Raw genomic sequence first — 24,120 nt, forward strand, 5'->3', positions numbered from 1 at the left:
ACGATCATTCACTGTCTCTCTAGGGCTATAATCTCACTTGCTATTTGTGCCGCACGTAAAAAATCACCTGAACGTTCTGCGCTTATCATCTCTTCTTTTTTCAGTTCTATTTGTAGTTGCTGTGGGACTTTATGAATTTCTCGAATGTAATCATCCAGAACCTGAACATTCCATTCTTGGGGTGTATCCATCATGGAGATAGAACTTAATGTTTTCTCTAATCGATCATCATGAAGGGATGAAATAAACCGACTTATATCCGGGTGTTTACCCTGTGCATAATAGGCATATAGATAAGCAGCTATAGCTGCATGATCATCAATATTAAAAGCCTCTCCGAGCCGTTCACCTACATATTGTGCAACTTCAACATCTTGGAGCATAAGTGATAAAAGTCGACGCTCCGCAGTATGGTATGCGGGTAGTAAAGTTGGAGCAGAAACCTTCTCTTTTTTATGCCTACCATTATTCCACCCAAGTTCAAAATTATCCCCATCTGATATGTTTTTTTGCATTGTCTGGCGAATCAGATTGCAATCTTGCTTGAGACTTTCGTAAGAGAGTTGGTGTTCTGATGATAATTCCCTCAGATACACTTCCCTTTCTGTCGAAGATGGTAGAGCTGCGATAATCGGAAGGACTTCCTTCATATAAGCGATTTTCCCATCTTCTTCTAGCAGTATATGGTTTTTTTTCAGATATATAAGTTTAAATTTTGTAGTTGATACAGCACCGTCAATTATTTGACTCATAAATCTTTCCGAACCATATTTACGTACGAAATCATCAGGATCAAGCCCATCACTTAACACTGCAATTCTAATCCTTATTCCCGCACTCTCAAGCAATGGAATATTCTTCATTGCTGACGATTGTCCAGCTCGGTCACCATCGAAACATATCAATATTTCATCGGCCATCGTTTTCATCATCGCAATATGACCTTCCGTTAAGGAAGTACCCATCGTTGCCACACCGTTGTGTACCCCTGCTTCCCATGCTGCAATAACATCTCCATAACCTTCAAAGAGGACGATTTGCCGTAATTTACGTATAGCACTTTTAGCCTGGTGTAGATTGTACAATGTTCGACTCTTGTTAAATAGCTTACTTTCAGGTGAGTTCAGATATTTTGGCTGTGCATCTCCGAGCACTCGACCAGCAAATGCAATAACTCGTCCATTCTTATCGTTGATTGGAAAAATGACTCGATCACGAAAACGATCAATATAACCAGTGCCATCACTACGAGGGGATAATAATCCACCCTTCTCCATTTCCTCAAGATCAAAAGAACGTTTAGTTAGAAACTGCACCAAAGTATTCCATGAATCAGGTGCATAACCCATTTGGAATTGATCAATCGTCTTGTCATTAAATCCCCGCGAACGTAAATAATCCATTGCGGGTTTACCATGTTCCGTATTCTTAAGCAAATAATGAAAAAATTTGGATGACCATTCGTATGCTTGTAACAGTCTCTCTCTCTCTGGGTTAACTGAGATAACTGCTGACCCTTGTACTTCCGGCATCTCAATATTACTTTCTTCTGCCATGACCTTAACAGCTTCAGGGAAGGATAGTCCTTCGATTTCCATCGTGAATTTGATGGCATTTCCACCTTTGCCGCAACCATAGCAATAGAAAATTTGTTTTTCCGGTGTTACAGTAAATGACGGAGTTTTCTCGGAATGAAACGGACATAACCCCTTCATATACTTGCCTTGCTTCGTAAGATGAACGTATTTACCAACTGTATCGACGATATCATTGTGCTCCAATACGGAGTCGATCACTTTTTCCGGAATGTTTCCTTGTCCGGCACTCATCTTTACCACCTTCATCTCTTTTAGCACGTAAATATTATTCGCTATGGTTGGACGTTCTCCTGCAAACCTTCTAAAATTCTTGTCAAATTGTGTTGAAAAAAAATCTTGTCTTCTGCTGTAATTGGTTTAGGCCCTTTAGAATGTTTACCCATTCTCCTAGCCTTCGCCTGATGATGCCTACGATCTAACATTAATTCAATATCATGATCCCCATATTGTAATCCACGGTTTGAGATAGCATAACAACCTTTAGCTAAAGCAAGTGCTGCTAGACCATAATCTTGCGTTACTACAACATCTCCACGACTAATGTGATTAGCAATGTAAATATCCGCACTCTGATCACTGCGGTCAACTTGTACAGCAGTAACACCCTCTTCTTCTCGAATGAAATGATCATAAGATGAGACCATAATAACGGGAATAGAAAAACGGCGTGCAGTAACAGCAATTTCTTGTTTAACAGGACAAGCATCTCCATCGACGACAATGTGACATTTTATCTTAGCAGTCAGAATATCACCTATTCTACCCAAAATTTAATTCTTAAATAGTATATACGCGTTGTTATAGCAAAAATCCTTCTTAGTAACCACTTGTAAATAATTTCTAGTTCTAAAAGAGCTATATACGGAACATATCCTTCTACTCTTGAGTAAAAGGTTGTTCCGTATATATTTACCCAATTATATGATCATTACCACACTATTTTTGTGAAGTCCGCAAATTTTTTAAGATCTTGATCTATCGCAGCAAGAAGTGCTAAACGATTGTTTCTGATTTGTTCATCTTCTGCCATAACCATGACAGTGTCGAAGAATGTGGTAATTTCATTGCGGATTTCTCCTAACAACTGCAATGACTTAGAACCATCTCTAAGTTCTAATGCATCTTGATAAGCTGCCACAATTGATTTCCAAGCTGTATATAACTCTTTCTCCCCTACCTCTTGGAAAAGAGACTCGTTAATCATCTGTTGCTCAGCTTTACTTCCAAGATTACTAACACGGTTAAATGACTCTACTGTCGTCTTGAAATCTTGCTGATTGCTCACTGCGTCCATTAGTGCTTCACCTCGTGAGACTACGGAAGCTATATCATCGAAATCCGCTGTAATGACGGCATCTACTACATCATAACGTAAATTTTCCGAAAGAATCTTTTTCACGCGGAGTTCAAAGAACTCAATAACTGCTTTACGTATTTCATCAGAAGAAAGTTTCAATTTACGGAGACTCTCATGAACATCAAGCGCGATGTTTATTAGTTCCGATAATGTTATAGGCAGCTTTTGGGCAAGCATAATTTGAACAATCCCTTGTGCTTGACGACGTAAAGCATATGGATCTTGTGATCCAGTTGGATTAATCCCAATCGAGAAACACCCAATAATTGTATCGATTTTGTCAGCAATACTAACGATAGAACCTACTAGAGTTGCTGGCGTATCATCTCCGGCGAATCGAGGTTGATAATGTTGGAATACTGCCTTAGCAACATCTTCTTTCTCACCAGCTCTACGCGCATAATCTTCACCCATCACGCCTTGTAATTCAGGGAATTCATAGACCATTTGCGTGACTAGATCGAATTTACAGATTTCAGCGGCACGGCTAATGGAATCTTCATTATCCTGAGATACCTGTAATTTAGAAGACAATCCATCAGCAATACGACGGATACGACGAACTTTATCTGCAATCGTACCTAGCTCATCATGGAATACGATATTTTCAAGCTTCATCAAGGCATCCTTAATATGAAGCTTCTGATCTTCTTTGTAGAAGAAATCCGCATCAGACAAACGAGCCCGTAGTACCTTTTCATTACCTTTCGAAATCACATCCAAGGATGTATTATTCCCATTACGTACGGTTACAAAGAATGGTAGCAATTGATCTTGTTCATTCAATACTGGGAAATAACGTTGATGCTCCCTCATTGAAGTAATCAACACTTCTTGTGGGATTTCTAGAAATGTAGGTTCAAAGGTTCCAAATAATACAGTAGGTGTCTCGACTAGGAATAAAACTTCTTCTAGAAGTTCATCTTTTACGGCAATTTTCCATTGCTTCTCATTAGCAAGTGCCTCTATCTGATTTACTATCATCTCTTTACGCTCATCAATATCGGCAATAACAGACTGATTACGAAGAATCTCTAAATATACTGAAGGATCTGATACTACTGCTTCATCACCTAAGAATCGATGACCACGTGTTATATTCCCAGATTTCACTCCTGTTATTTCCATGTCTATCACTTCATTACCGAATAACGCTATCATCCAACGTATAGGTCTAACAAATTTAAATTCGTAGTTACTCCAACGCATATTTTTAGGAAATGTCATCGAAGATAAGATACTTAATAAGGCATCCGCTAGAATACTTGAAGTTTCCACACCTAAACTACTCTTCGTCACATAGATATATTCAACCCCATTAAGCTCTTGAAAAGTAAATTGTTCAGGATCAACTCCTTGACTTCGAGCAAAACCTAAAGCTGCTTTACTCCATTCACCATTAGCATCTTTAGCTATTTTACGGGAAGGTCCTTTTACTACTTCTTCAATATCTTCTTGTTTCTCAGACACATCTTCAACTAAAACGGCTAACCGACGTGGTGTTGCATAAGCATGTACTGAACCATGCGATATTCTCGATTGATCCAACCAATTCATCATACGTTCCTTTAACTGATCTACAGCAGAACGAATGAATCGTGCAGGTATTTCTTCTAATCCAATTTCAAATAATAGCTCTTTAGTCACGGTTATCGTCTCCTTTCTTACAGAGTGGGAAGCCTAGTCTTTCACGTTCTTCTAAATACGTAGCAGCCACTTGGCGTGCCAAGTTTCTAACACGCATAATATAACCTGTACGTTCAGTTACACTTATCGCTCCACGTGCATCAAGCAGGTTAAATGTATGTGAGCATTTCAGTACATAATCATAAGCTGGGAACACCAAATTTTGCTCCATTGCCTTATTAGCTTCTTCTTCGTACATATTAAATAAAGTGAATAACATTTGGACATTAGACACTTCAAATGTGTATTTAGAATGTTCAAATTCTGCTTGATGGAATACATCTCCATACGTAATTCCGTTGACCCATTCAAGATCAAAAACATTCTCTTTATCCTGAATATAAGAAGCGAGTCGCTCCATACCATATGTAATTTCCACAGCGACCGGACTTGCATCAATACCTCCAACTTGTTGGAAGTACGTAAACTGCGTAACCTCCATACCATCAAGCCACACTTCCCAACCAAGACCCCATGCTCCTAAAGTTGGTGCTTCCCAGTTGTCTTCCACGAATCTAATATCATGCAGTAAAGGATCAATACCCAATCGACGTAAGCTTTCCAAATAAATTTCTTGAATATTATCAGGTGATGGTTTTAGAATAACTTGGAACTGATGATGCTGGTAAAGTCGGTTAGGATTCTCCCCATAACGACCATCCGCAGGGCGACGTGAAGGCTCTACATAGGCTACATTCCATGGTTCTGGACCAATAGAATGTAAATAAGTCATAGGGTTCATCGTACCCGCACCTTTTTCGGTATCATATGGCTGGACAATAATACAATTCTGATCAGCCCAGAACTGCTGTAGCGTAAGAATCATCTGTTGAAAATTCATTTTGCCTCGCTCCTTTCAAATTCCCACTAATTTCACAATCATTCATCAGATCTGAACAGCAAAAAACCCTCGTGCCTACGTCTGCTGTACAGACATAGGGACGAGAGTTTATATTCCCGCGGTTCCACCCTACTTGATTGCGCTGTTAAATCAAATACTTACAACACAATCCACTTTTATTATTCATTTCATGCTCCCGAGTTGCCAATTTACGATTTTCTTCCACTAGGCTTACACCGTCCCCAGCTCGCTGATCATTTCAGAGGAAATATCGTAATTATCTCGATCAATGCATGTTACTTTTCATTATAATCTTAATATATACTAATGGATTTTGTAGCATTCGTCAAATGTCATACTTCTCCATCTGATCCAGGAAATTTCTAGATTTTAGATTAATACCAAGTTGCATATCTATAAAACCCCTCATGACCTTTTTCAATTCAACTTTAGTTTCTTCCCTAACCGTAATATTACCTAGTTGCCTTAGGTCAAGTTGTGCAAATATACGCAACATTTTTAGCGATCGCGGATATATTTTTATAGCTGGTGGGTCTAAATGACGGCAGTGTTTGCACAAAACTCCTCCTAACCGAGGGCTAATGAGAAGATCTTCATCACTGCGCTCAGACCCACATGAAATGCATACATCTAATTCTGGGCCATAACCGGCGGTTTGTAGTATTTTCATTTCATATAAATTTAGTACAATTCCAGGGTCTTTCCCCTCTTCCAATGCTGCAAGACAGGCCTTTAACTGTTGGAACCAGAAACTGCCTGTCTCTTCATCTTGAAGAATACGATCTAGAAGTTCACAAGCATATGAGGCATATGCAGCCAAGTAGAGATCTCCACGCAAACGGAAATGAGATTGCGAAATTTCACCTGCATTCAAAGTGCCTAATCCAGTACCATTTCTAAAGAAAACATATTCTCCTAATGTAAACAGTTGCGTCAAAGCAGCATGTCGGCTCTTTACTTTCTTTGCCCCTCGAACAAGAACACCTATTTTCCCCGCATTTTCGGTGCAAAGCGTAATGATTTTGTTCCCTTCACCGTAGTCCATGCTGCGGATGACAATCCCTTCCACCCTGTAAAGCATGCTTCTTCCCCCAACCATTCCCGGAGCAATTTCTCATTCGTTCTCATCATAATCAACCATCTCATCCACCATGACATCTGAAGTGATCAACACTGAATTTGTTGTATTAGCTGCTTCTTTAAATAACAAATAAGCATCAACATCTCCAGTCATCGCAAAATACTTCCACGAAAAATCTCGCATTCGTATTCATCCTTTCCTTAGGAAATGCGTCTGCATCTTCTAAGTTAGGATGTACGATGTTTAATCTAATATGTGTTGCAATTCCTGCCAACCTATATCAGAGCGTTAACTTTCACGATGGTAGCCAAGATCTCGAAGAACGCGATCCTGATTGCGCCAATCTTTTTTAACTTTTACCCATAATTCAAGGAAAATTTTGGACCCTAATAAATTCTGAATATCATGTCTAGCCAATTGTCCAATCTCTTTCAATAGCGCACCTTGCTTACCAATAATAATGCCCTTCTGAGAGCTTCTTTCAACAAAAATCACTGCTGAAATATGCACTGTTCCATTTTCTCGTACCTGCATATCCTCAATTGTAACAGCGATAGAATGAGGAACCTCTTCTCTTGTTAGCTTAAGGATTTTTTCTCGTATAAGTTCAGAACAGACAAATTGCTCAGGGTGATCTGTAATCTGATCTGCTGGATAATATTGTGGCCCTTCAGGTAAATATTTCTCCAACTGCTCAAGTAAAGTGCTAACATTATTACCATTCTTAGCAGATACAGGAATAATCTCAGCAAAATCATAGAGCTTACGATATCCTTCAATAAGAGGCAACAATGCTTCTGGCTCTATTCGATCAATCTTATTAAGTACAAGAATAATCGGAGTTCGAACATTCTTTAATTGTTCAACAATGTATCGGTCCCCGCCACCCATTCCTTCAGAAGCATCTACAAGGAAACACACAGCTTCAACTTCACCTAATGTATTCAAAGCTGTTTGGTTCATCAAGTCCCCGAGCTTAGACTGGCGTTTATGAATCCCTGGCGTATCAAGAAATACGATTTGTATTTTCTCTGTTGTATATACACCATGTATTTTATTACGAGTCGTTTGTGGCTTATCCGACATGATGGCAATTTTCTGGCCGATTACCTGATTCATTAATGTTGATTTACCTACATTTGGTCTTCCCACGATTCCTACGAAACCTGATTTAAATTTTGCCATATCCTTATTGCCCTCCTAAAAGATCTTCCCTCTATCACAATTCATTTCAAATATTTTACTTACTTAACGTTTTCTAAATCTGATGGTCCGAAATATCCCGGAAGTAATTCACTCACCGTTGTTTCAAGAACATCACCCTTTAGATTACCAAGAATGACTAACATATCGGGGTCACACAATTCTATCATTACTTGACGGCATACACCACAAGGTGCAATTGGACCTCCCGTATCTCCTACAACGGCCATTGCTTTAAAGCTACGAGCTTGATGTCCATCGGCAATCGCTCGAAACATTGCTGTACGTTCAGCACAGTTGGTAGGTCCATAAGCAGCGTTCTCAATATTACATCCATGGTGTACTTTGCCTTCACTATCTAATAATGCAGCCCCTACACCAAAATGCGAATATGGAATATATGCCTTTTCACGTGCTTTGATCGCTTCTTTTAACAATGTAGCTGAATCCATATGAACCCTCCTAAAAGTTTTCGAGCATAAACTTCATGACATACTCCGAGAAAACTCACGTCGAAAGCATATACTAAGCTTTTTATAGCAACACATCTTGATATACTTCGTAAAACTCGCATCTATACATCCCATGACCCTATTATGTACGCCTATCCACCTAACAAATCCACAATGGGTTTATAGAATACAACAATACCCACAACTACTGCAAAAGCCGCAGTAACTAACACAGCTCCTGCGGCAGTATCCTTCGCCGCCTTAGCTAAAGGATGAATATCTATAGACGTCATATCCACAACAGCCTCTATAGCTGTATTAAACATTTCAGCCATCAGCACCAAAGTGATAGCCAGCAGTAGAAACAACCAATTCATAGCCGAAACGCCTAGAACAGCAGCAAGTAGTATAACAATCACAGCTACTATTCCATGCACCTTCATGTTTCTCTGTGTTGCCATTGCGTGTCGAATGCCTTCCGCCGCAAACCCAAAAGAAGATAAGAAGGATTTCTTAGCCATTATCGAGTTAACCCCACTTTAACTAAAACAGCTTCCTGCTTACCCATCATTTCATCCTCAGCTTCTTTTTCCTGATGATCATAACCTAGTAAATGCAAGAAACCATGCACAAATAGAAAACCTATTTCACGTTCTAAAGAATGACCATATTCTTCGCTTTGCAATTTCGCTCGGGGGATTGAGATGATGATATCGCCTAATACTTCTGGAATACCCTCAATTTCTTCCCCTTCTTCCAATTCATATATTATTTCTAGTTCCTCGTCAACGGTATCATTCATTGCAAATGAGAGTACATCCGTTGGACGATCAATCCCACGATAATCTCGATTTAATTCATGAATTTGTTCATCATCCACAAACGTTAGAGCCACTTCACCATCGATTACACCTTCCATCTCACCAGCCTTTTGAAGTGCTTGTTCTAGCAAAGTGATTAAAGAATCTTTTATATCGTATTCCGTTTGCTCGTTACTCCAAGCCAATTGTAAACTCATATTTTAGACGCCCCTTTTATCTGCTTCGTCATGATTATTCGTCGTTTTTTTAATCTCTTCCGGGTATTCAATTCTAGAATGGAAAATACCCATCACACTTTCCTTTAATGTCTTACTAATAATATCCAGTTCCTTTAGAGTTAGATCACAATCATTAAATTGATGATCATCCATACGTCCCTTAATTATTTTTTCGATCATTGACTCTACTTGTTCAACTGTAGGATTCCTCAAGGAACGAACGGCCGCTTCCACACTATCTGCAATACCTACGATAGCTGATTCTTTAGACTGTGCCTTTGGACCTGGATATCTGAAATCGAGATCTGTGAAATCAGGCTCTACTCCTTGTTCCTCAGCTTTCTTTAATGCCTTGTGATAGAAAAAATGCAGGAAAGTCGTACCGTGATGTTGTTCAGCTATATCTCTAATTAATTTTGGTAGCTTATGAGTTTTCAACATTTCCACACCATCTCTTGCATGTGCAATAATGATGGATTTGCTCATCTTAGGATCCAAAGTATCGTGTGGATTCTCCATATGATTCTGATTCTCGATGAAATAGTTAGGACGCTTCGTCTTACCTATATCATGATAATATGAACCCACTCTACATAATAAACCATTCGCTCCAATTGCCTCAGCTGCTGCCTCTGATAAGTTCCCCACCATTACACTATGATGATAGGTCCCTGGTGTCTCAGTAAGTAATTTACGAAGTAGAGGGTGATTCGGATTAGATAGTTCTACAAGTTTCAGTGCGGACAAGATTCCAAATGTCACTTCAAAGAATGGCATCAGCCCTATGACAAATACAGATGTTAACAAACCACTCATAAAGGCAAAAGCGATCGTATAAAGTGTTTGAACTTGACTCCATTCTGTTCCATCAATCAGGATCAAAACAAATACAGTTATGGATCCAAACAGACTTACCATGATCCCCCCTTTTAGTAAGGTAGACCGTTGACTTGCCTTATGAACAACAGAAATCGCCACAAATGAAACAACCATTGTGAAAAATCCAAAATGAAAATCAAAGATTTGTCCTTGAGTGACATTTAATATAATGCTAGATAATATGCTGAATAACATAGCACAAAAGAAAGCTAACGACGAATCCATCAGTAAGGTTACTAGAATTGCCCCCAATGCAACAGGAGCTAAATAACCTACGTAAGGATGAATACTATCCTGAACGATACTCACAAGACTCATAGATACAACGGTAATAATAAAAATCAATACAAGCATAAGTAATTGTGAATTATCATATTTATATTTATTTGTACTGGATTGACGAATGTACAAGTGTAAGCCAAGCGTCAATAAGAGTGAGAACATTAAAAGGCCGATTTGTGGCCAATAATTCACCTCATTCTTAAGAAGCTTATTCTCATCCAATAACGTATATAACTCTTCTGTTATGAGTTGTCCCTTACTCACAAGAATATCGCCCTGTTTGATATAGACCGTTTCTGTATTTTCACGAGCTGCTACTTGTGCTTCCTTAGTTGCTTCTTCATCGTAAAATTTATTAGCTGTCAATGTCACACGTGCTAATTCTTGAACGATTTCACGTGGTATTTTGTTTCTTAGCGAGCTTGTACTAACCAGTTCTGCAACTTTTGCTCTAGCTGTCTGACCATCCACGATCTGGTCGTTACTTAATCTAGAAACTATTTCTCTTGCGACAGGTTTCATTTCTTGTATATCTTCACTTGTAAGTCTAGGTATTTTTATGAAAGTTTCCTCAGGAATAGCATATATCTGCTGACTAATGACTTTTATCATTTCATCCAGTAGTTTGTCTGAATACGTTCCTAAGTTACGATTACTCTTAACGAAATTTTCTACAAAATCCTCCGCACGCTGCGGAATTTCCTGACGATAGATCGAAACTTTATCTTGATTGGACACTTGATCATCTTGATTGAGTCCATCAATTCGATCCAGGATTTGAACAATTAACGTTTCATTCCGGATTGGAATAATACTATAAATAGACTGAACTTGTTCAGCTGCTTTCTCTTGTGCATTTAATGTCGCCTTGCTGTTTGGAATTTGTACTGGGGCCGTAATTTCTTTTTCACTGTATGAGCCTAAACGGATATCATAGCGTTCAGGTAAAATTTTTGGTGCAAGCGTAGCATAGAATAATACTACTAGAAACAGAAACAAAATATAGCGCGCTAACACGCTATACTTGTAGCTAATATCCTTATATGAGAATGATTTGCCTGTTGAATGTTCCTTCGAATCCATAGAGTCAATCCCCTCTATCCTTGGTTTTCTACAGCTCGCTCGTAGGCAACTATAATTTTCTGTACTAATGAGTGGCGGACAACATCTTGTTCAGTAAAGTAGATAAAACCAATATCCTCAATTGAACTTAATATGGAATTGGCTTCAATTAATCCTGATTTCTTACCTCTTGGGAGATCAATTTGAGTTACATCACCCGTTATAACCATCTTGGAGCCGAATCCAAGACGAGTCAAGAACATTTTCATTTGCTCTGGCGTTGTATTTTGCGCTTCATCCAGAATAATAAAAGCATCTTCTAAGGTTCGCCCACGCATATAAGCAAGTGGGGCAATCTCAATTAGCCCTCGTTCAAGCGCTTTTGCAGTCTGATCTGGACCCATCACTTCGTACAACGCATCATAAAGTGGACGTAAATATGGGTCAACCTTCTCTTGCAAATCACCTGGTAGAAATCCAAGATTCTCTCCCGCTTCGACTGCTGGTCGAGTTAGAACAATCCGTTTTACTGAACCTTCTTTTAAGGCAGCAACAGCTAGTACTACTGCAAGGTAAGTCTTACCTGTACCCGCAGGTCCAATTCCAAACACAATATCTCGTTTCTTAATCGTCGTTACATAATGCTTCTGTCCTATCGTCTTAACCCGAATAGGCTTTCCTCTATAAGTAGTTGTGATCTCACCTTTGAACAAATCAAGAAGTTGATCAGCCCTGAAATCTTTTGCTAATTCAATCGCATACATCATATCTCGTGAAGTTAGGTTATAACCATTGCGAACCAACTGAAGTAACACATCAAACAATTGCTGAAGCATTTGAACTTCGCGGTCCCCACCACTTATCGTAATCTCAGCTTCTCGAGAATCAATTTTTGCGGGAATTTGAGATTCAATCATTTCTAGAAACATGTCCTGTGGTCCAAAAACGGCTAGTCCTTCTGAAGCATTCTGAAAAGATATTCTTATACTATTTGTATGTTCTGACAAATATCCTCATTCTCCTTGGCTATATACTATGGGAAGTTCCTCTGTAATAAACTCTTCCACTTCGAAGAGTACCTTCATATAAACTTTACCATTCTCTGTGTTCTCATGCAAAATTTTTCGACTAATGATCTTAGAATCACTGCCGTATTTTGCTAGTATATCACGAATAGCACCGTCTAATCCTTGCCTTTTTGCTTCTTCTAAAGTAATGACCTCACTTCTTTCCTCCATTTCCATCACATGCTCTGTCATCCATCCTATAGGCAGCTTAGTCGATCTCCAAGTGAGCGGATCTTGTTCAATAACAACACTATATTTTTCAAAAGAGACTTTTCCATACCCCCATAACTGAATTCCACGATTACCAAGAACAAGATAACTTTTATCTTTACTTTCTCCTGTGTATACTTTTCTCTTCTGAACTAGAGGTGCTTCAATTAGGTATTCATGCCATACTAATCCCTTCACCTCCCCTTTAGCAACAACGGGTTGAGAATTCTCTGTATCACCTAATAATCCAGAAATCAAAACTTGTCCTTTTTTAACTCTATTATTCTTCGCAACCATGGGTCGTCCCTGTTCTGCATATATATTTGTAATAACTGCATCTGTTCTACTGATCAAATGCCTTGGGCTTAACAGTGGTTGGGCTTCAGGAATAGCTGATTCTACAACTTGGATTGTAATCTTGGTTCCTTGACGACTCACCCCAACCCATGCAGTACCAGGTAACTGTCTATTTAATTGCTGTGAGAGCTTGTCCAGATGCTTCACACGATAAACCCATTGCAAAGGGTATATTCCCCCCTGCTTAGCTACAAGTAATACATCATCCTTAGAGATCTTCTCGTTCCCAATCACTTTCACTTCCCAAACGAGAGATGATAGCAAGAGAAGTATAGCGAAGAAAGTGATCAATCCAATAGCAAAAAAACGTCTTTTCTTCAACCTCTCCAATTCAAATGGAAAACCTCTCCGACTCATTACATGCACACGGCAGCCTGTCCGTCGCAATAAGGGTCGGAGATCATGGAAATCTTCTACTAAAATTTTCATATTAGCACTCTGAAGTGAAGATGGTTGAACATCCCAAACTGATATCCCAGCATGTGTTAATTCATTAATAAATGATTCCATATGGCCATTCCTAACAGCTATTTCAACGTACCCACGCCAATATATTAACGTTGGAATCTTCAATGACTTCCCTCCACTCCTATATACTTTATATTCATAATAGTCCCCTCAACCAGTACCTCCTGAGGTAAAATAGAACGAATCATAAGTTCCGAACCTTCAATTTCAAGCGATCCCTCACTCAATGAAAAGATCAGCTTATCTGGTGAGAAATGTCTCAATCCGAGATGGTTCTCGATGAAGAGCTCTTTATTGCCAACCATCGTTATGCGTGGCATATTGAAAACAATGTCTTTAGGCAAATCCAGCTTCTCATATGTCCAATTACGAAGTTTACGACTCATCCGGGTCATACGAAGGTCTTCCCCCTTCCTATTCCTTCTAACGATATGCAAGGATAACCATTTTTATGAGCCCAATTACTCGCGATTATATATATTACAAAGGTTATTGAAATTATCTAGACTACCCATGCAAGGGATGCCTCTCGAACGATTAGAGGGCCTCTTTTAGGCGACTTAGCGTATTCCCGCTTCAACCATCACTCTACAGTCTAAAAGTCATTTAAAGGACTATTGAGCTTGTATTATAATCCATTCTTACATTTATATTATTACGTACTGAGTTCTCCTCATAAATTATGAACAAAAAAAGAGGATGCCCCAGCCATTATAATGGCATTTGGAACATCCTCTTTTTGTAATTACTCTACAATTTTCGCTTGTTGAATGCATTTTTCGAACGGGGCGGGCCTAATATTTCAGACCAGATGACACCATTCACAGCTTGTTGGGCTACTTCTGTTAAATGATTTTTATTTCCACCTTCATCAGAGGTAGCATAAGCATCCCACTCATCAACAGACGAGTTAGAAATATGATCTAGTTCTGAATAATCCCTCATTTGAGATATCCCTTCACCAGTCATAGAATAAGGTTGTTGCGTACGGTTTCCCACCAAAGTTCTTTCGTTAGTATTGTCGCTTTCCCTACTAGGTTGAGGATCTAATGAACCTTCTCCTGTTCCGCCAAACGTTGGCATACTGTTTGGGTTATCCTTTGATTTAGTTTTCCCTTTGTTCATAATCGAAGAAATCACACCCAAAGCAACGACCAAGAGCCAAATATAATCCATGGGATACATCATTCCCTACATATTATTTTTTTGGAGCACCAGAATTATCTCCGCCATCTCCCATTTTACCTATGGATCCTCTCATTTGTGTATCTGCTTCGATATTTTTATAATTCATATAATCCATAACGCCAAGTTGCCCAGAACGGAACGCTTCTGCCATAGCAAGTGGCACATCAGATTCAGATTCCACAACCTTCGCACGCATCTCGATGACACGAGCTTTCATTTCTTGTTCTAACGCTACGGCCATAGCTCGACGTTCTTCCGCCTTCGCCTGGGCAATACGCTTATCAGCTTCTGCTTGTTCGGTTTGTAAAAATGCACCTATATTTTTACCGATATCAATATCAGCAATATCAATCGATAGTATTTCAAATGCAGTACCTGAATCTAAGCCTTTTGCAAGAACCGTACGTGAAATCATATCTGGATTCTCTAATACTGCTTTGTGAGAATCACTTGATCCGACTGTTGTTACTATACCTTCACCTACACGGGCAATAATTGTCTCTTCACCCGCACCACCGACCAAACGATCAATGTTCGCGCGTACAGTTACACGAGCTTTTACTTTGACTTCAATTCCGTCTTTAGCTACCGCTGCAACTGTAGGTGTTTCAATGACTTTCGGATTAACACTCATTTGAACAGCTTGGAGAACATCACGCCCAGCCAAGTCAATAGCAGCTGCACGTTCAAATTCCAATGGAATATTCGCACGTTGTGCAGCGATCAATGCATTAACAACACGATCTACGTTACCACCTGCTAAATAATGACTTTCAAGTTGGTTAATATCTAATCCCAGACCTGCTTTTGTAGCTTTAATCATAGGATTGACAATTCGACTTGGCGTTACACGTCGAAGTCTCATCGCCACAAGCGTAATAATGCTAATACGCACCCCTGATGATAATGCTGCAATCCATAACATGACAGGGAAGAAGCTGAAAAATACACTTAGTACGATGATTGCAACAACTGCAATCAGCAAGATAGTAATCAATGGATCCATATTAATTTACCCTCCAATTATTTCATTTATTTTATTTTACAATAGATTCAACAACAATACGCGAACCTTCGACTTTTACAACATGAATGATTGAGTTCGTATCAATAAACTCTCCATCTGCGACAACATCTACGCGTTCACCATCAATCAGTGCCGTTCCACTCGGACGAAGCGGAGTAACACTAATTCCTTCTTTTCCAAGTAAACTATCTTTACTAGCAGTTGGGATATATCCCATCTCTTTAGACAAAGTATCCTTGAGTATAAATCGATTCCATATTCCACGCTTTTTGAATACATTTGCAACTATAATAATGACGATTATCGCCGATACAATTGCTATTCCCAGCGATAAAGCAACATGCGATGCACTATAGGCTGCTCGGACAACACCAACAATAAGACTTATTGAACCTATCAATCCTAATATTCCAAAGCTTGGAATGAACAATTCTATTACCAGCATCACAATTCCTATAAGAAAAAGAATCCATGTCTCTGATCCAGCGAACCCTGCTACAGAGTTACCGAAGAAATAGAGTGAAAATCCAGCAATACCCAGAATACCAGGCACTCCAAAGCCAGGAACTAACAATTCAATAATTACACCTGCGATCCCCATAAAGAGTAGCAATGTCATCACAACACGACTTGTTAGAAATTCTGCCAATTTCTCTGAAAACGTATGTTCTACACGAAACACATCTTCTGTAGAGTAGCCCGCAAATGTAATTGCCTCCTCAACAGTCTTGGCAGTCTGTTCTGAATACCCAACCTTTAAAGCTTGATCACTAGTCAGTGAGATAATGTCACCCTGACTCTTGGTATAATTGATTTCAGGCATTTCAACAATCATGTCCAAATCAGCCATACCTTCGGCGATTTTAGAATTACGCCCATTTAATTCAGCTGCACCAGCCAGTTTTGATTTCCAATAAGAGATCAACTTGGGATCAGTAATATACTCACCCGTGGATCCATTGATTAACGATGCTGCGCCAATCATACTTCCTGGAGCCATCATGATTTGATCCGCATTTAGGGCAATATAACTTCCTGCCGAAGCAGCATTACCATGTATGTATGCCACGGTTTCTATCTCACTTTGACGAATCAATGCTCCAATTTCTTCAGCTGTATCAATTCGACCACCAGGTGTATTGATTTCCAACACGATGAGGGATGCATCCATACTCTTCGCTTCCTCAAAACCGCGTTCCATAAACTTTTCTAATCCTCTTTCAATATTCTGTTCAACTGGGATGATATATACAATCCCTCGGTTACCCACCTCTTTCGTCTCCGTTGTTGCATGAACTGTTTCTCCTAGTGAAGGGATGAACTGACCTGCAAATAACACGAACAAGATGAGTGATAATCCTATTTTTCTAATAAAATTCATAACTATACCTCCTTTCTCAATTCTTAATGTACCAACCTCTTTTAGATTTAATCCGAGATAACGTTTACTACGTCTATTACCCCATATGGTTCCAAATAAAAAACACCCCTTACGTTCAAGGGATGTTTCGGTTATGTTTTATTGCAGAAATTGTTGAACCACTTGGTTCACAAGTTTTCCGTCAGCGAGTCCCTTAACCTTAGGCATCAGAGCACTCATCAATTTCCCCATCTCGGCTTTCGAAGAAGCACCGGTTTCCTGGATGGTCTGCTGTACAATAACTTTAATTTCTTCTTCAGTAAGCTGTGTGGGAAGATACTGACCTACTAGCTCGATTTCTGCTTTAGCATCTGCTGCAAGATCATCGCGGCCTGCTTTTTCAAATTCATGGAGGGCATCTTTGCGCTGTTTGATTTCACGACCTAGGATATCAAGCACTTCGGAATCATCCAAAGTTCTTTTCAAATCTATTTCAAGATTCATGATTGTCGAACGAATCATTCTAATAGTGGAGAGTTTGAATTTATCGCGACTCTTCATTGCTTGCTTCATGTCTTCGTTCAATCGCTCGCTAAGACTCATGGTTGTTAAATCCTCCTAAAACTTTCTCTTACGAGCAGCCTCAGATTTAAGCTTACGCTTAACGCTTGGCTTTTCATAATGCTTGCGTTTCTTCACCTCAGCTAATACGCCATCTTTAGCGATGGAACGTTTAAAGCGACGAAGTGCAGCATCGATTGTTTCATTTTTACGAACTTTCGTTTCAGACACCAGTTTTCCCTCCCTCCGACCAGACCGTCCAAGAGTATTAACACGGTTCATCATTCTTTATTATAGGTGAAAGTGAAATAACGTGTCAACCTTACAACTTTTTTTCATTGACTACCCCTTGATATACCTGACAATATCGTTACTTGTGAGAGCTAGATATCCCCGTCAGCGTACCTAATCTAGCCCCTCCAAGGAGGTGATAATGAAGATGATGTACCGTTTGTTCCCCATCTGGGCCGCAGTTGTTAATAAGTCGATAACCCGATTCTGAGACACCCATATCACTCGCCACCTGCTGAGCAACCTGATGGATTTCAGCAATAAGCGACATATCCTCATGACTAACCTCATTCATGGATGGAATATGTTTCTTTGGAATAATTAACACATGCGTTGGTGCTGCAGGTGTAATATCGTGAAATGCCAATATATTTTCACTCTCGAACACTTTTTTAGAAGGAATTGTACCTTCAACTATTTTACAAAATAAACAATCCACCGAATTCGCCCCCTGATCGTTCATAACATTAACACCATGTTCACTCATAAATAAATCATAATCAATATACCATACAGCCACTTTCCTTACCAAACTATCTATAGGTTCTAACAGTATTAAATATACACAAAAAAAGCAGACCAAATATAATCTTGGTCTGCTAATACATAATAATGATGGTTTCCAAGTAGAAACGGCAATTATGAAATTGATTCAAGTGAAACTTATACCTTCTTATATTTTTAAAAATAAGGAAGAAGTGCGAGTGTGGTAAACAATGTCAGTGGTAATATCACACGATTAAACCGTCGTCTTCCATACGGGTATCCATAGAACGGAGCTGGAGCTGGATAATAACCATAACCAGGGAAAAATCCTCTTGTATCCACACCCGGATATCCTCCTGTTCCAGTACCCCACGACTGTCCACCACATCCACATCCTGATTGATTTCCATAACCCTGTTGTGGTCCATAACCTGCAGATTGAAGCATGGATGGATTCTCATAGCTAGTAGGCTGTATCATTGATGGATTCTCATAACCTGCAGGTTGAAGCATGGACGGGTTCTCATAACTTCCTACAGGAGCATTATTACCATGATATTGGGCTGCTTCAACCTGTTCATTGTTCATTTCATGCCCAACAGGTACGGCTAAGTAAATATTCTCATCATCGACATTTTCTATAAAACCATCAACCGCTCTTCCATCTTGGATCATCACTCTCACATAGCGATGTATATGTTGCTGACACAATTGCTTGGCTTCAAATTTTTCCATTTCTTTAATTCCTCCCAAATATTTCATGATCTACTATCATCATATTCAGGTCTAGGCGAATGGATACAAAAAAAAGAAGAAGTACCCAGTCAGCTAGCATAAAGCTGCTTGACGTACGGACCTATGTTATAGAAAATTTCTATTTCATAAGTCCGTCGAGGTACTTCTTAAGTGATGTCGGCTATTAACTGTAGTATAACAACCGCTTGTTACTGTTACTGTGATGGACGTCACATTTCGAGCTGGGTTTTTACATATTTTCTAACACCAATCGCGATCCGCCTCCAGCATCTTCTGCTGGTAATACCACCAGTTTACGAGGTAGGCGCGCTCTCAATTCGGGCACATGACTTATGATCCCTACTGATAAGTGGTCGCTATGAAGACGTTCTAGTGAGGTAATCACCATCTCAAGCAGTTCAGAATCCAACGTACCGAAACCTTCATCCAAGAAAAAGAATTGCAACGGGTATTGACCACGAAGCTGAATTTGAGCGGACAGCGCAAGCGCTAAAGACAACGATGTAAGGAATGTCTCTCCTCCAGATAATGTTGATACGGGGCGACGTGTTCCTCCGTTTGCATCATCACGAATGACAAAACCACCTCCAGAATCTACTTCCAAGGCATAACGTTGTCTAGTTAGATAAAGAAGACGTTGTGAAGCGGCTTGACTGACTTGCATCAACTGCTCTTCTGCAATATACTCCACGAAGGCATTTCCCCGCAAACAAGATTGTAATTTTGAAAGTTGCTCACCCTTCATCTGACGTTCTACGCGCATATTCTCTAATTCTATCCATCTGGCGTGTCGATCTAATACATCTTCCAAATCGCGCTCAGCCCTTGCTTTCCATTGAATTGCAGCTTCATCTGTATTTCGGCATTCATCTAAAACAACCTTGCAGGTTTGCCATTCTTCTATGGTTAACGTAGTACCGGAAAGTTTCTCATTTAGACTCGCTAGCTGGAATGTAATTTCACGTTCATTCTCACGATGCGCTGTAACGATATTCGCATATTGTTGCTCTTCTTCCTGCTGTAAACAGCAGGCTACAACCTCTTCTGCACTTGATAGTTTAGATGATGCTAACATTTCCTCCCAACGACTTGTAGCCGCCATGTAATGTTCCCTTGCAGAATCAAAAGCTTGCTGTGCTATAACAGATGCTTTGATATCTTCATGTTTCGTATCCTCAGCAGCACGTCTTGCTCGATGAGATTGTTCTGCTGTAACCTTTAGGGCTTTAAGTTGTTGGATACATTCTACAAGTAAACTTTCCGCTGAATACTCCCCAACTAGAACAAGCAGCCGCTCCTCTATTCCTTTTAACTGTTCATGTTTTCCTTGTAACTGTGTATTCCATTGAATAAGTGCTTTATCTAGTTCTCCTATTTGTTGCTCTATGGATTGGACCGTTATCCGCTTGCCCTCTAGAAAAGGAATACTGATCTCTATGCGTTCTCGAATGAGCTCCGCTTCAGCATCTTTATTCTGCATAAGCTCGAATTTTTCTGCGATCTCAGACATTGGAAGTTCAGGGAATTCATGATGCCATGCTTGTTGTAATTTCGTGAATTCTACAGTTAACCTCTCAAGTTTAGATTTCGTTTCAGTATGAATGTTTAATAACGCATCCGCCTCTGCCCTGGACTTCATGACTTTCTGTTGAAGTATGTCATGACTCTGCTTCATGTGACTGGCTTCCTGCCGCAAAGCTGAAGTAGCAACTGACAGTTGCTGCGATCCATCTTCCATCTGATAGATTCTATCTGTCCAGTATTTTTCAGAGAAAACAGAACCTGCTCCATCATTCATTTCAGGTAGTGAGATCCCTACAGCGGTCTGTGATACATCTTGTTCAGGAAATACAACGGCAGCTTGCTCCATTAAAGTTTTATTCTCATTCATTAACTGACGTAGCTTTAACCTAAGCTCTTGAAGCTGTGCCTGAACTTGACGAAAAATATTCATCTGCTCGTTCTTTATGAAGAGACTATCCGAACTTTCTGTTGCTTCCGCTGGAAGTGGATGATGTTCTGATCCACACACAGGACATGGTTGTCCCATCTGTAACTGTAAGGCCAAACTCAGTGACAAAGTATGCGTCTCTAGACTCTTAATCTCTTGACGCAACTGTTCCTCTTCTATTGATAGTCTTCGGAGTGCCCCATTGACTACTTCTTCGTGTCCCATGATGTCAGAGAAATTCGTAATAAGCCTATCAGCGAAAAGTTTATGATTTGCTTCATCGTTTAATAATTCTCGCTCGGAACTTTCTAATATGGAACTCATTTCAGTTATTCGTTTGCCCTGCTGATCGTATTCCTTCAATACGACCTGTTGCTGTTCATCACTTGTTTGAATTAGATGTTTACGCTGAATAGCTTTATGCATCATTTCCCGCTCTAGTGATCTAGTCTCCAATGTCTTTAGGCTATCCTGTAATTCCGCCTGTTTTTTCTGACCCTTCAGGAGTAATTCCTGATCTTTCAACAGCTGTGCATGAAGTTCAGACTGTGTGCTTATGACATTCGTTTTCTTAAGTTCGAGGTCTTGACATTCGATTCGAAGTACATCTCGTTCCTGCTGAACCTTAACAGCTTGCTCCAACTGATCTTGTCTAATCAACAGCTTAGGCTCTTCTATAGATAGTGTAAGCTGGGCTGCATCATCCGCTTCATTGGAACGAAGTGAAAGTTGTTCAGATTCTTGAGCTTTATTCTTCAATGTGATTGCTATTGTTTCACGGTTTAAATGCTCTTGTTTACTCTCCTGCATCTGAGTCAGTAAAGGCATTAGATGCTGGGCAACACTTGCCTTCGATAGCTTATCCTCTAGTTCCTTTATTTCCTTTTCTAGCGATGTAAGTTGTAATAGCTGCTCTTGTTTACTATCACGTTCTATTTGCCATTCCCATACTTTCCCTAATTTATCTGCTTGAAGCATAATCTCTTGAAGGCGGTGACGAGAAACTTCCGCATGAGTCACCGCTTCTGACAATTGTTTCTTAGCCTCTTCAAGAGCCTCCTTACCAGCGTTCCCCAGTCCTTGTTGCTCTGCCTCCATATTTCGAAGAGATGCTTCATTCTCCTTCACACGACGGCTCAGCTTCTGACCTAATTGATCACCGTACTGTTCCAAGTGAAATAATCGTTGTAGCATTTGCCTTCTTTCACTACCTTTTAAAGACAAAAATTCTGCAAATTTCCCTTGTGGGAGAACGACTGCACGTGTGAAATCATCCATTTTGAGTCCGATTTTATCTTCTACACAGCGAGTAACATCTGCTAATTTGTCAGCTAACACCTGATCTCCATCTGCAGTAACTTCAATAAATCGACTGATCGTATTGCTTATCGAAAGTTCATTCGATCTTTTAAAACGACGCTCCACACGATATTGCTGTGATCCCTCAGAGGAATTCAATTCAAAAGTAAAGGAAACAAACAAAGCATCCTCTGAATGATTCATGATGCCTTGTGTCCCGTTGACGGCCCTCTCAACCTTGCCATACAATGCGAGGGTAATTGCATCGAGTAAAGTAGATTTCCCACTACCTGTAGGTCCGAAGATTCCGAATAGTCCCATTTGCGTAAGATCACCGAAATCAATCTGTTGCATTTCACGATAACTCTGTAATCCAGATAGCTTTAGCGTGATTGGCTTCATTCATTATCCCCTTCTTCCTGTACGGTGGTATTCTCTTCTACAAGCTCGAGGAACAATTGTACAAGCCCATCATCAGGCTCTGCTCCTCCTGTCTGGCGCTGATAGAACTTACGGAATATCTCATGTAATGGTAATTGCGAACGCTGGATCTCCATTTCTGCAACTTCCATTTCCGGGTAAATAGGTCGAATGTGCACTAACCCTTCCCGGCTCTTGCGCAGTCTCTGAATCTCTCCAAGAGACAACGCATCATTTAGAGTGATTTCCAAATCTATAAAAGCACGAGCATCTAGATCCTCATCCAACCAACGATACACTTCTTCTATGCCTCCCTTAGCCCTCCAACGAACTAATGGCCGTCCACATGATAGATATAATTCTTCAAAAATTGGTTGTTGACCTGGTGAGATATCCAGCATGGCAACAGATTTCGCTTGCCCTGCTTCAGAAAAACTATAGGCAAGTGGGGATCCACTATAACGAGTCATCCCTTCCCCTTTCACAGCCTGCGATCTATGAAGATGTCCTAGCGCTGTATATTGAGCTCCTATTGAAAGAGCAGATGGGTCGACAGTATAGGCACCTCCAACCTGTATAGGACGCTCTGAGTCTGTTTCCAAGCCCCCTAGCACGTATATATGACTCATCGCCAAATTAATTGTATTCGGTGTAAATCCACGAGCCAACATCTCCATCAATTTACCAACACGTGCACTATATGCTTGGCGTAGATCATCCTCATTCCCTTCTACGACTAATAGTTCATTTAGTCGAGCTTCGGATGGATAAGGAAGTGCTGCGATTTTGGCTATCTCCCCCGTTCGAGGTGCATGGACGGTCACTGCATTCGCCATAGGAAGTCCAACTAATGTAATCCCTTGTCGAGTTACTAATGGGGATACGGAAGATACTCGCTCAGGTTGATCATGATTACCTGCAATTGCGACAAAAGGTCTCCCACCCTCTGTTAGCCTAGCGCAAGCCTCATAGAATAGTTGCTCTGCCGCTGCCGGAGGATTCACAGAATCATAAACATCTCCAGCCATTAATATCAGATCTGCTTGTTGATCATCAGCCATTCGCACCAACTCATCAACGAAATCCTCTTGCTCTCTCAGCCGACTTCGACCCTCTAATGTACGACCAAAATGCCAATCACCGGTATGCAATATTCGCATATCCTCTTCCCCCCCTCT

At 40.1% G+C, this 24,120-nt stretch carries 23 protein-coding genes; all 23 read right to left on the reverse strand.

The features are described 5' to 3' along the window. Positions 1-8 precede the first annotated feature (8 nt). Entirely contained in the window at positions 9-1,829 is a 1,821-nt protein-coding gene (gene dnaG, locus LPB68_RS05435) for a DNA primase (RefSeq protein ID WP_068659454.1), read from the reverse strand. A 41-nt stretch (positions 1,830-1,870) separates the two neighbouring features. Continuing rightward, complete coding sequence (locus LPB68_RS05440) at positions 1,871-2,365, reverse strand: YaiI/YqxD family protein (RefSeq protein ID WP_232510255.1); 495 nt, start codon at positions 2,363-2,365, stop codon at positions 1,871-1,873. Positions 2,366-2,526: 161 nt separating this feature from the next. Beyond that, a complete protein-coding gene (gene glyS / locus LPB68_RS05445) occupies positions 2,527-4,602 on the reverse strand; it encodes a glycine--tRNA ligase subunit beta (RefSeq protein WP_068659452.1) in 2,076 nt (691 codons plus the stop codon). Beyond that, complete coding sequence (gene glyQ / locus LPB68_RS05450) at positions 4,595-5,482, reverse strand: glycine--tRNA ligase subunit alpha (RefSeq protein ID WP_068659451.1); 888 nt, start codon at positions 5,480-5,482, stop codon at positions 4,595-4,597. The genes glyS and glyQ overlap by 8 nt, the downstream gene beginning before the upstream one ends. A 346-nt stretch (positions 5,483-5,828) precedes the next feature. After that, a complete protein-coding gene (recO, locus tag LPB68_RS05455) occupies positions 5,829-6,584 on the reverse strand; it encodes a DNA repair protein RecO (protein WP_068659450.1) in 756 nt (251 codons plus the stop codon). A 33-nt stretch (positions 6,585-6,617) separates the two neighbouring features. Then, positions 6,618-6,767: a YqzL family protein gene (locus LPB68_RS22220; RefSeq protein WP_082865758.1), complete on the reverse strand. Its 150-nt coding sequence runs from the start codon at positions 6,765-6,767 to the stop codon at positions 6,618-6,620. Positions 6,768-6,872: 105 nt separating this feature from the next. After that, positions 6,873-7,769, reverse strand: coding sequence for a GTPase Era (gene era, locus LPB68_RS05460; protein ID WP_068659448.1), 897 nt, complete (start codon positions 7,767-7,769; stop codon positions 6,873-6,875). A gap of 59 nt (positions 7,770-7,828) precedes the next feature. Further along, the gene (locus LPB68_RS05465; protein WP_068659446.1) at positions 7,829-8,239 is read right to left on the reverse strand and encodes a cytidine deaminase; all 411 of its coding nucleotides are present in this window, start codon (positions 8,237-8,239) and stop codon (positions 7,829-7,831) included. Between the two features lie 152 nt (positions 8,240-8,391). Beyond that, positions 8,392-8,760: a diacylglycerol kinase family protein gene (locus LPB68_RS05470; protein WP_068659444.1), complete on the reverse strand. Its 369-nt coding sequence runs from the start codon at positions 8,758-8,760 to the stop codon at positions 8,392-8,394. Next, entirely contained in the window at positions 8,760-9,257 is a 498-nt protein-coding gene (ybeY, locus tag LPB68_RS05475; protein ID WP_068659442.1) for an rRNA maturation RNase YbeY, read from the reverse strand. Before ybeY ends, LPB68_RS05470 begins: the two co-directional genes overlap by 1 nt. A 3-nt stretch (positions 9,258-9,260) precedes the next feature. Further along, on the reverse strand, positions 9,261-11,522 hold the full coding sequence (locus LPB68_RS05480) for an HD family phosphohydrolase (RefSeq protein WP_068659440.1): 2,262 nt from the start codon (positions 11,520-11,522) through the stop codon (positions 9,261-9,263). A 14-nt stretch (positions 11,523-11,536) separates the two neighbouring features. Continuing rightward, the gene (locus LPB68_RS05485; RefSeq protein ID WP_068659439.1) at positions 11,537-12,508 is read right to left on the reverse strand and encodes a PhoH family protein; all 972 of its coding nucleotides are present in this window, start codon (positions 12,506-12,508) and stop codon (positions 11,537-11,539) included. Between the two features lie 6 nt (positions 12,509-12,514). Then, positions 12,515-13,708, reverse strand: coding sequence for a sporulation protein YqfD (gene yqfD, locus LPB68_RS05490; protein WP_068659437.1), 1,194 nt, complete (start codon positions 13,706-13,708; stop codon positions 12,515-12,517). Then, complete coding sequence (gene yqfC / locus LPB68_RS05495) at positions 13,705-13,998, reverse strand: sporulation protein YqfC (protein WP_068659435.1); 294 nt, start codon at positions 13,996-13,998, stop codon at positions 13,705-13,707. Before yqfC ends, yqfD begins: the two co-directional genes overlap by 4 nt. A 355-nt stretch (positions 13,999-14,353) precedes the next feature. Next, positions 14,354-14,779, reverse strand: a complete 426-nt coding sequence (locus LPB68_RS05500; RefSeq protein ID WP_068659434.1) for a hypothetical protein — start codon at positions 14,777-14,779, stop codon at positions 14,354-14,356. A 22-nt stretch (positions 14,780-14,801) separates the two neighbouring features. After that, positions 14,802-15,797: a flotillin-like protein FloA gene (gene floA / locus LPB68_RS05505; RefSeq protein ID WP_162274306.1), complete on the reverse strand. Its 996-nt coding sequence runs from the start codon at positions 15,795-15,797 to the stop codon at positions 14,802-14,804. 31 nt (positions 15,798-15,828) lie between these two features. After that, on the reverse strand, positions 15,829-17,199 hold the full coding sequence (locus LPB68_RS05510) for an NfeD family protein (protein WP_068659432.1): 1,371 nt from the start codon (positions 17,197-17,199) through the stop codon (positions 15,829-15,831). 138 nt (positions 17,200-17,337) lie between these two features. Beyond that, entirely contained in the window at positions 17,338-17,781 is a 444-nt protein-coding gene (locus LPB68_RS05515; protein WP_068659426.1) for a GatB/YqeY domain-containing protein, read from the reverse strand. Between the two features lie 15 nt (positions 17,782-17,796). Continuing rightward, complete coding sequence (gene rpsU / locus LPB68_RS05520; RefSeq protein WP_044876085.1) at positions 17,797-17,970, reverse strand: 30S ribosomal protein S21; 174 nt, start codon at positions 17,968-17,970, stop codon at positions 17,797-17,799. Between the two features lie 139 nt (positions 17,971-18,109). Then, positions 18,110-18,469, reverse strand: coding sequence for a histidine triad nucleotide-binding protein (locus LPB68_RS05525; protein ID WP_068659830.1), 360 nt, complete (start codon positions 18,467-18,469; stop codon positions 18,110-18,112). Between the two features lie 242 nt (positions 18,470-18,711). Further along, positions 18,712-19,251: a hypothetical protein gene (locus tag LPB68_RS05530; protein WP_068659424.1), complete on the reverse strand. Its 540-nt coding sequence runs from the start codon at positions 19,249-19,251 to the stop codon at positions 18,712-18,714. A 250-nt stretch (positions 19,252-19,501) separates the two neighbouring features. Then, complete coding sequence (locus LPB68_RS05535) at positions 19,502-22,924, reverse strand: AAA family ATPase (RefSeq protein WP_068659422.1); 3,423 nt, start codon at positions 22,922-22,924, stop codon at positions 19,502-19,504. Then, complete coding sequence (locus tag LPB68_RS05540; RefSeq protein WP_068659420.1) at positions 22,921-24,102, reverse strand: exonuclease SbcCD subunit D; 1,182 nt, start codon at positions 24,100-24,102, stop codon at positions 22,921-22,923. Before LPB68_RS05540 ends, LPB68_RS05535 begins: the two co-directional genes overlap by 4 nt. Between the last annotated feature and the right edge of the window lie 18 nt (positions 24,103-24,120).

It is taken from the genome of Paenibacillus crassostreae (assembly GCF_001857945.1).
Taxonomy (GTDB): domain Bacteria; phylum Bacillota; class Bacilli; order Paenibacillales; family Paenibacillaceae; genus Paenibacillus_AQ; species Paenibacillus_AQ crassostreae.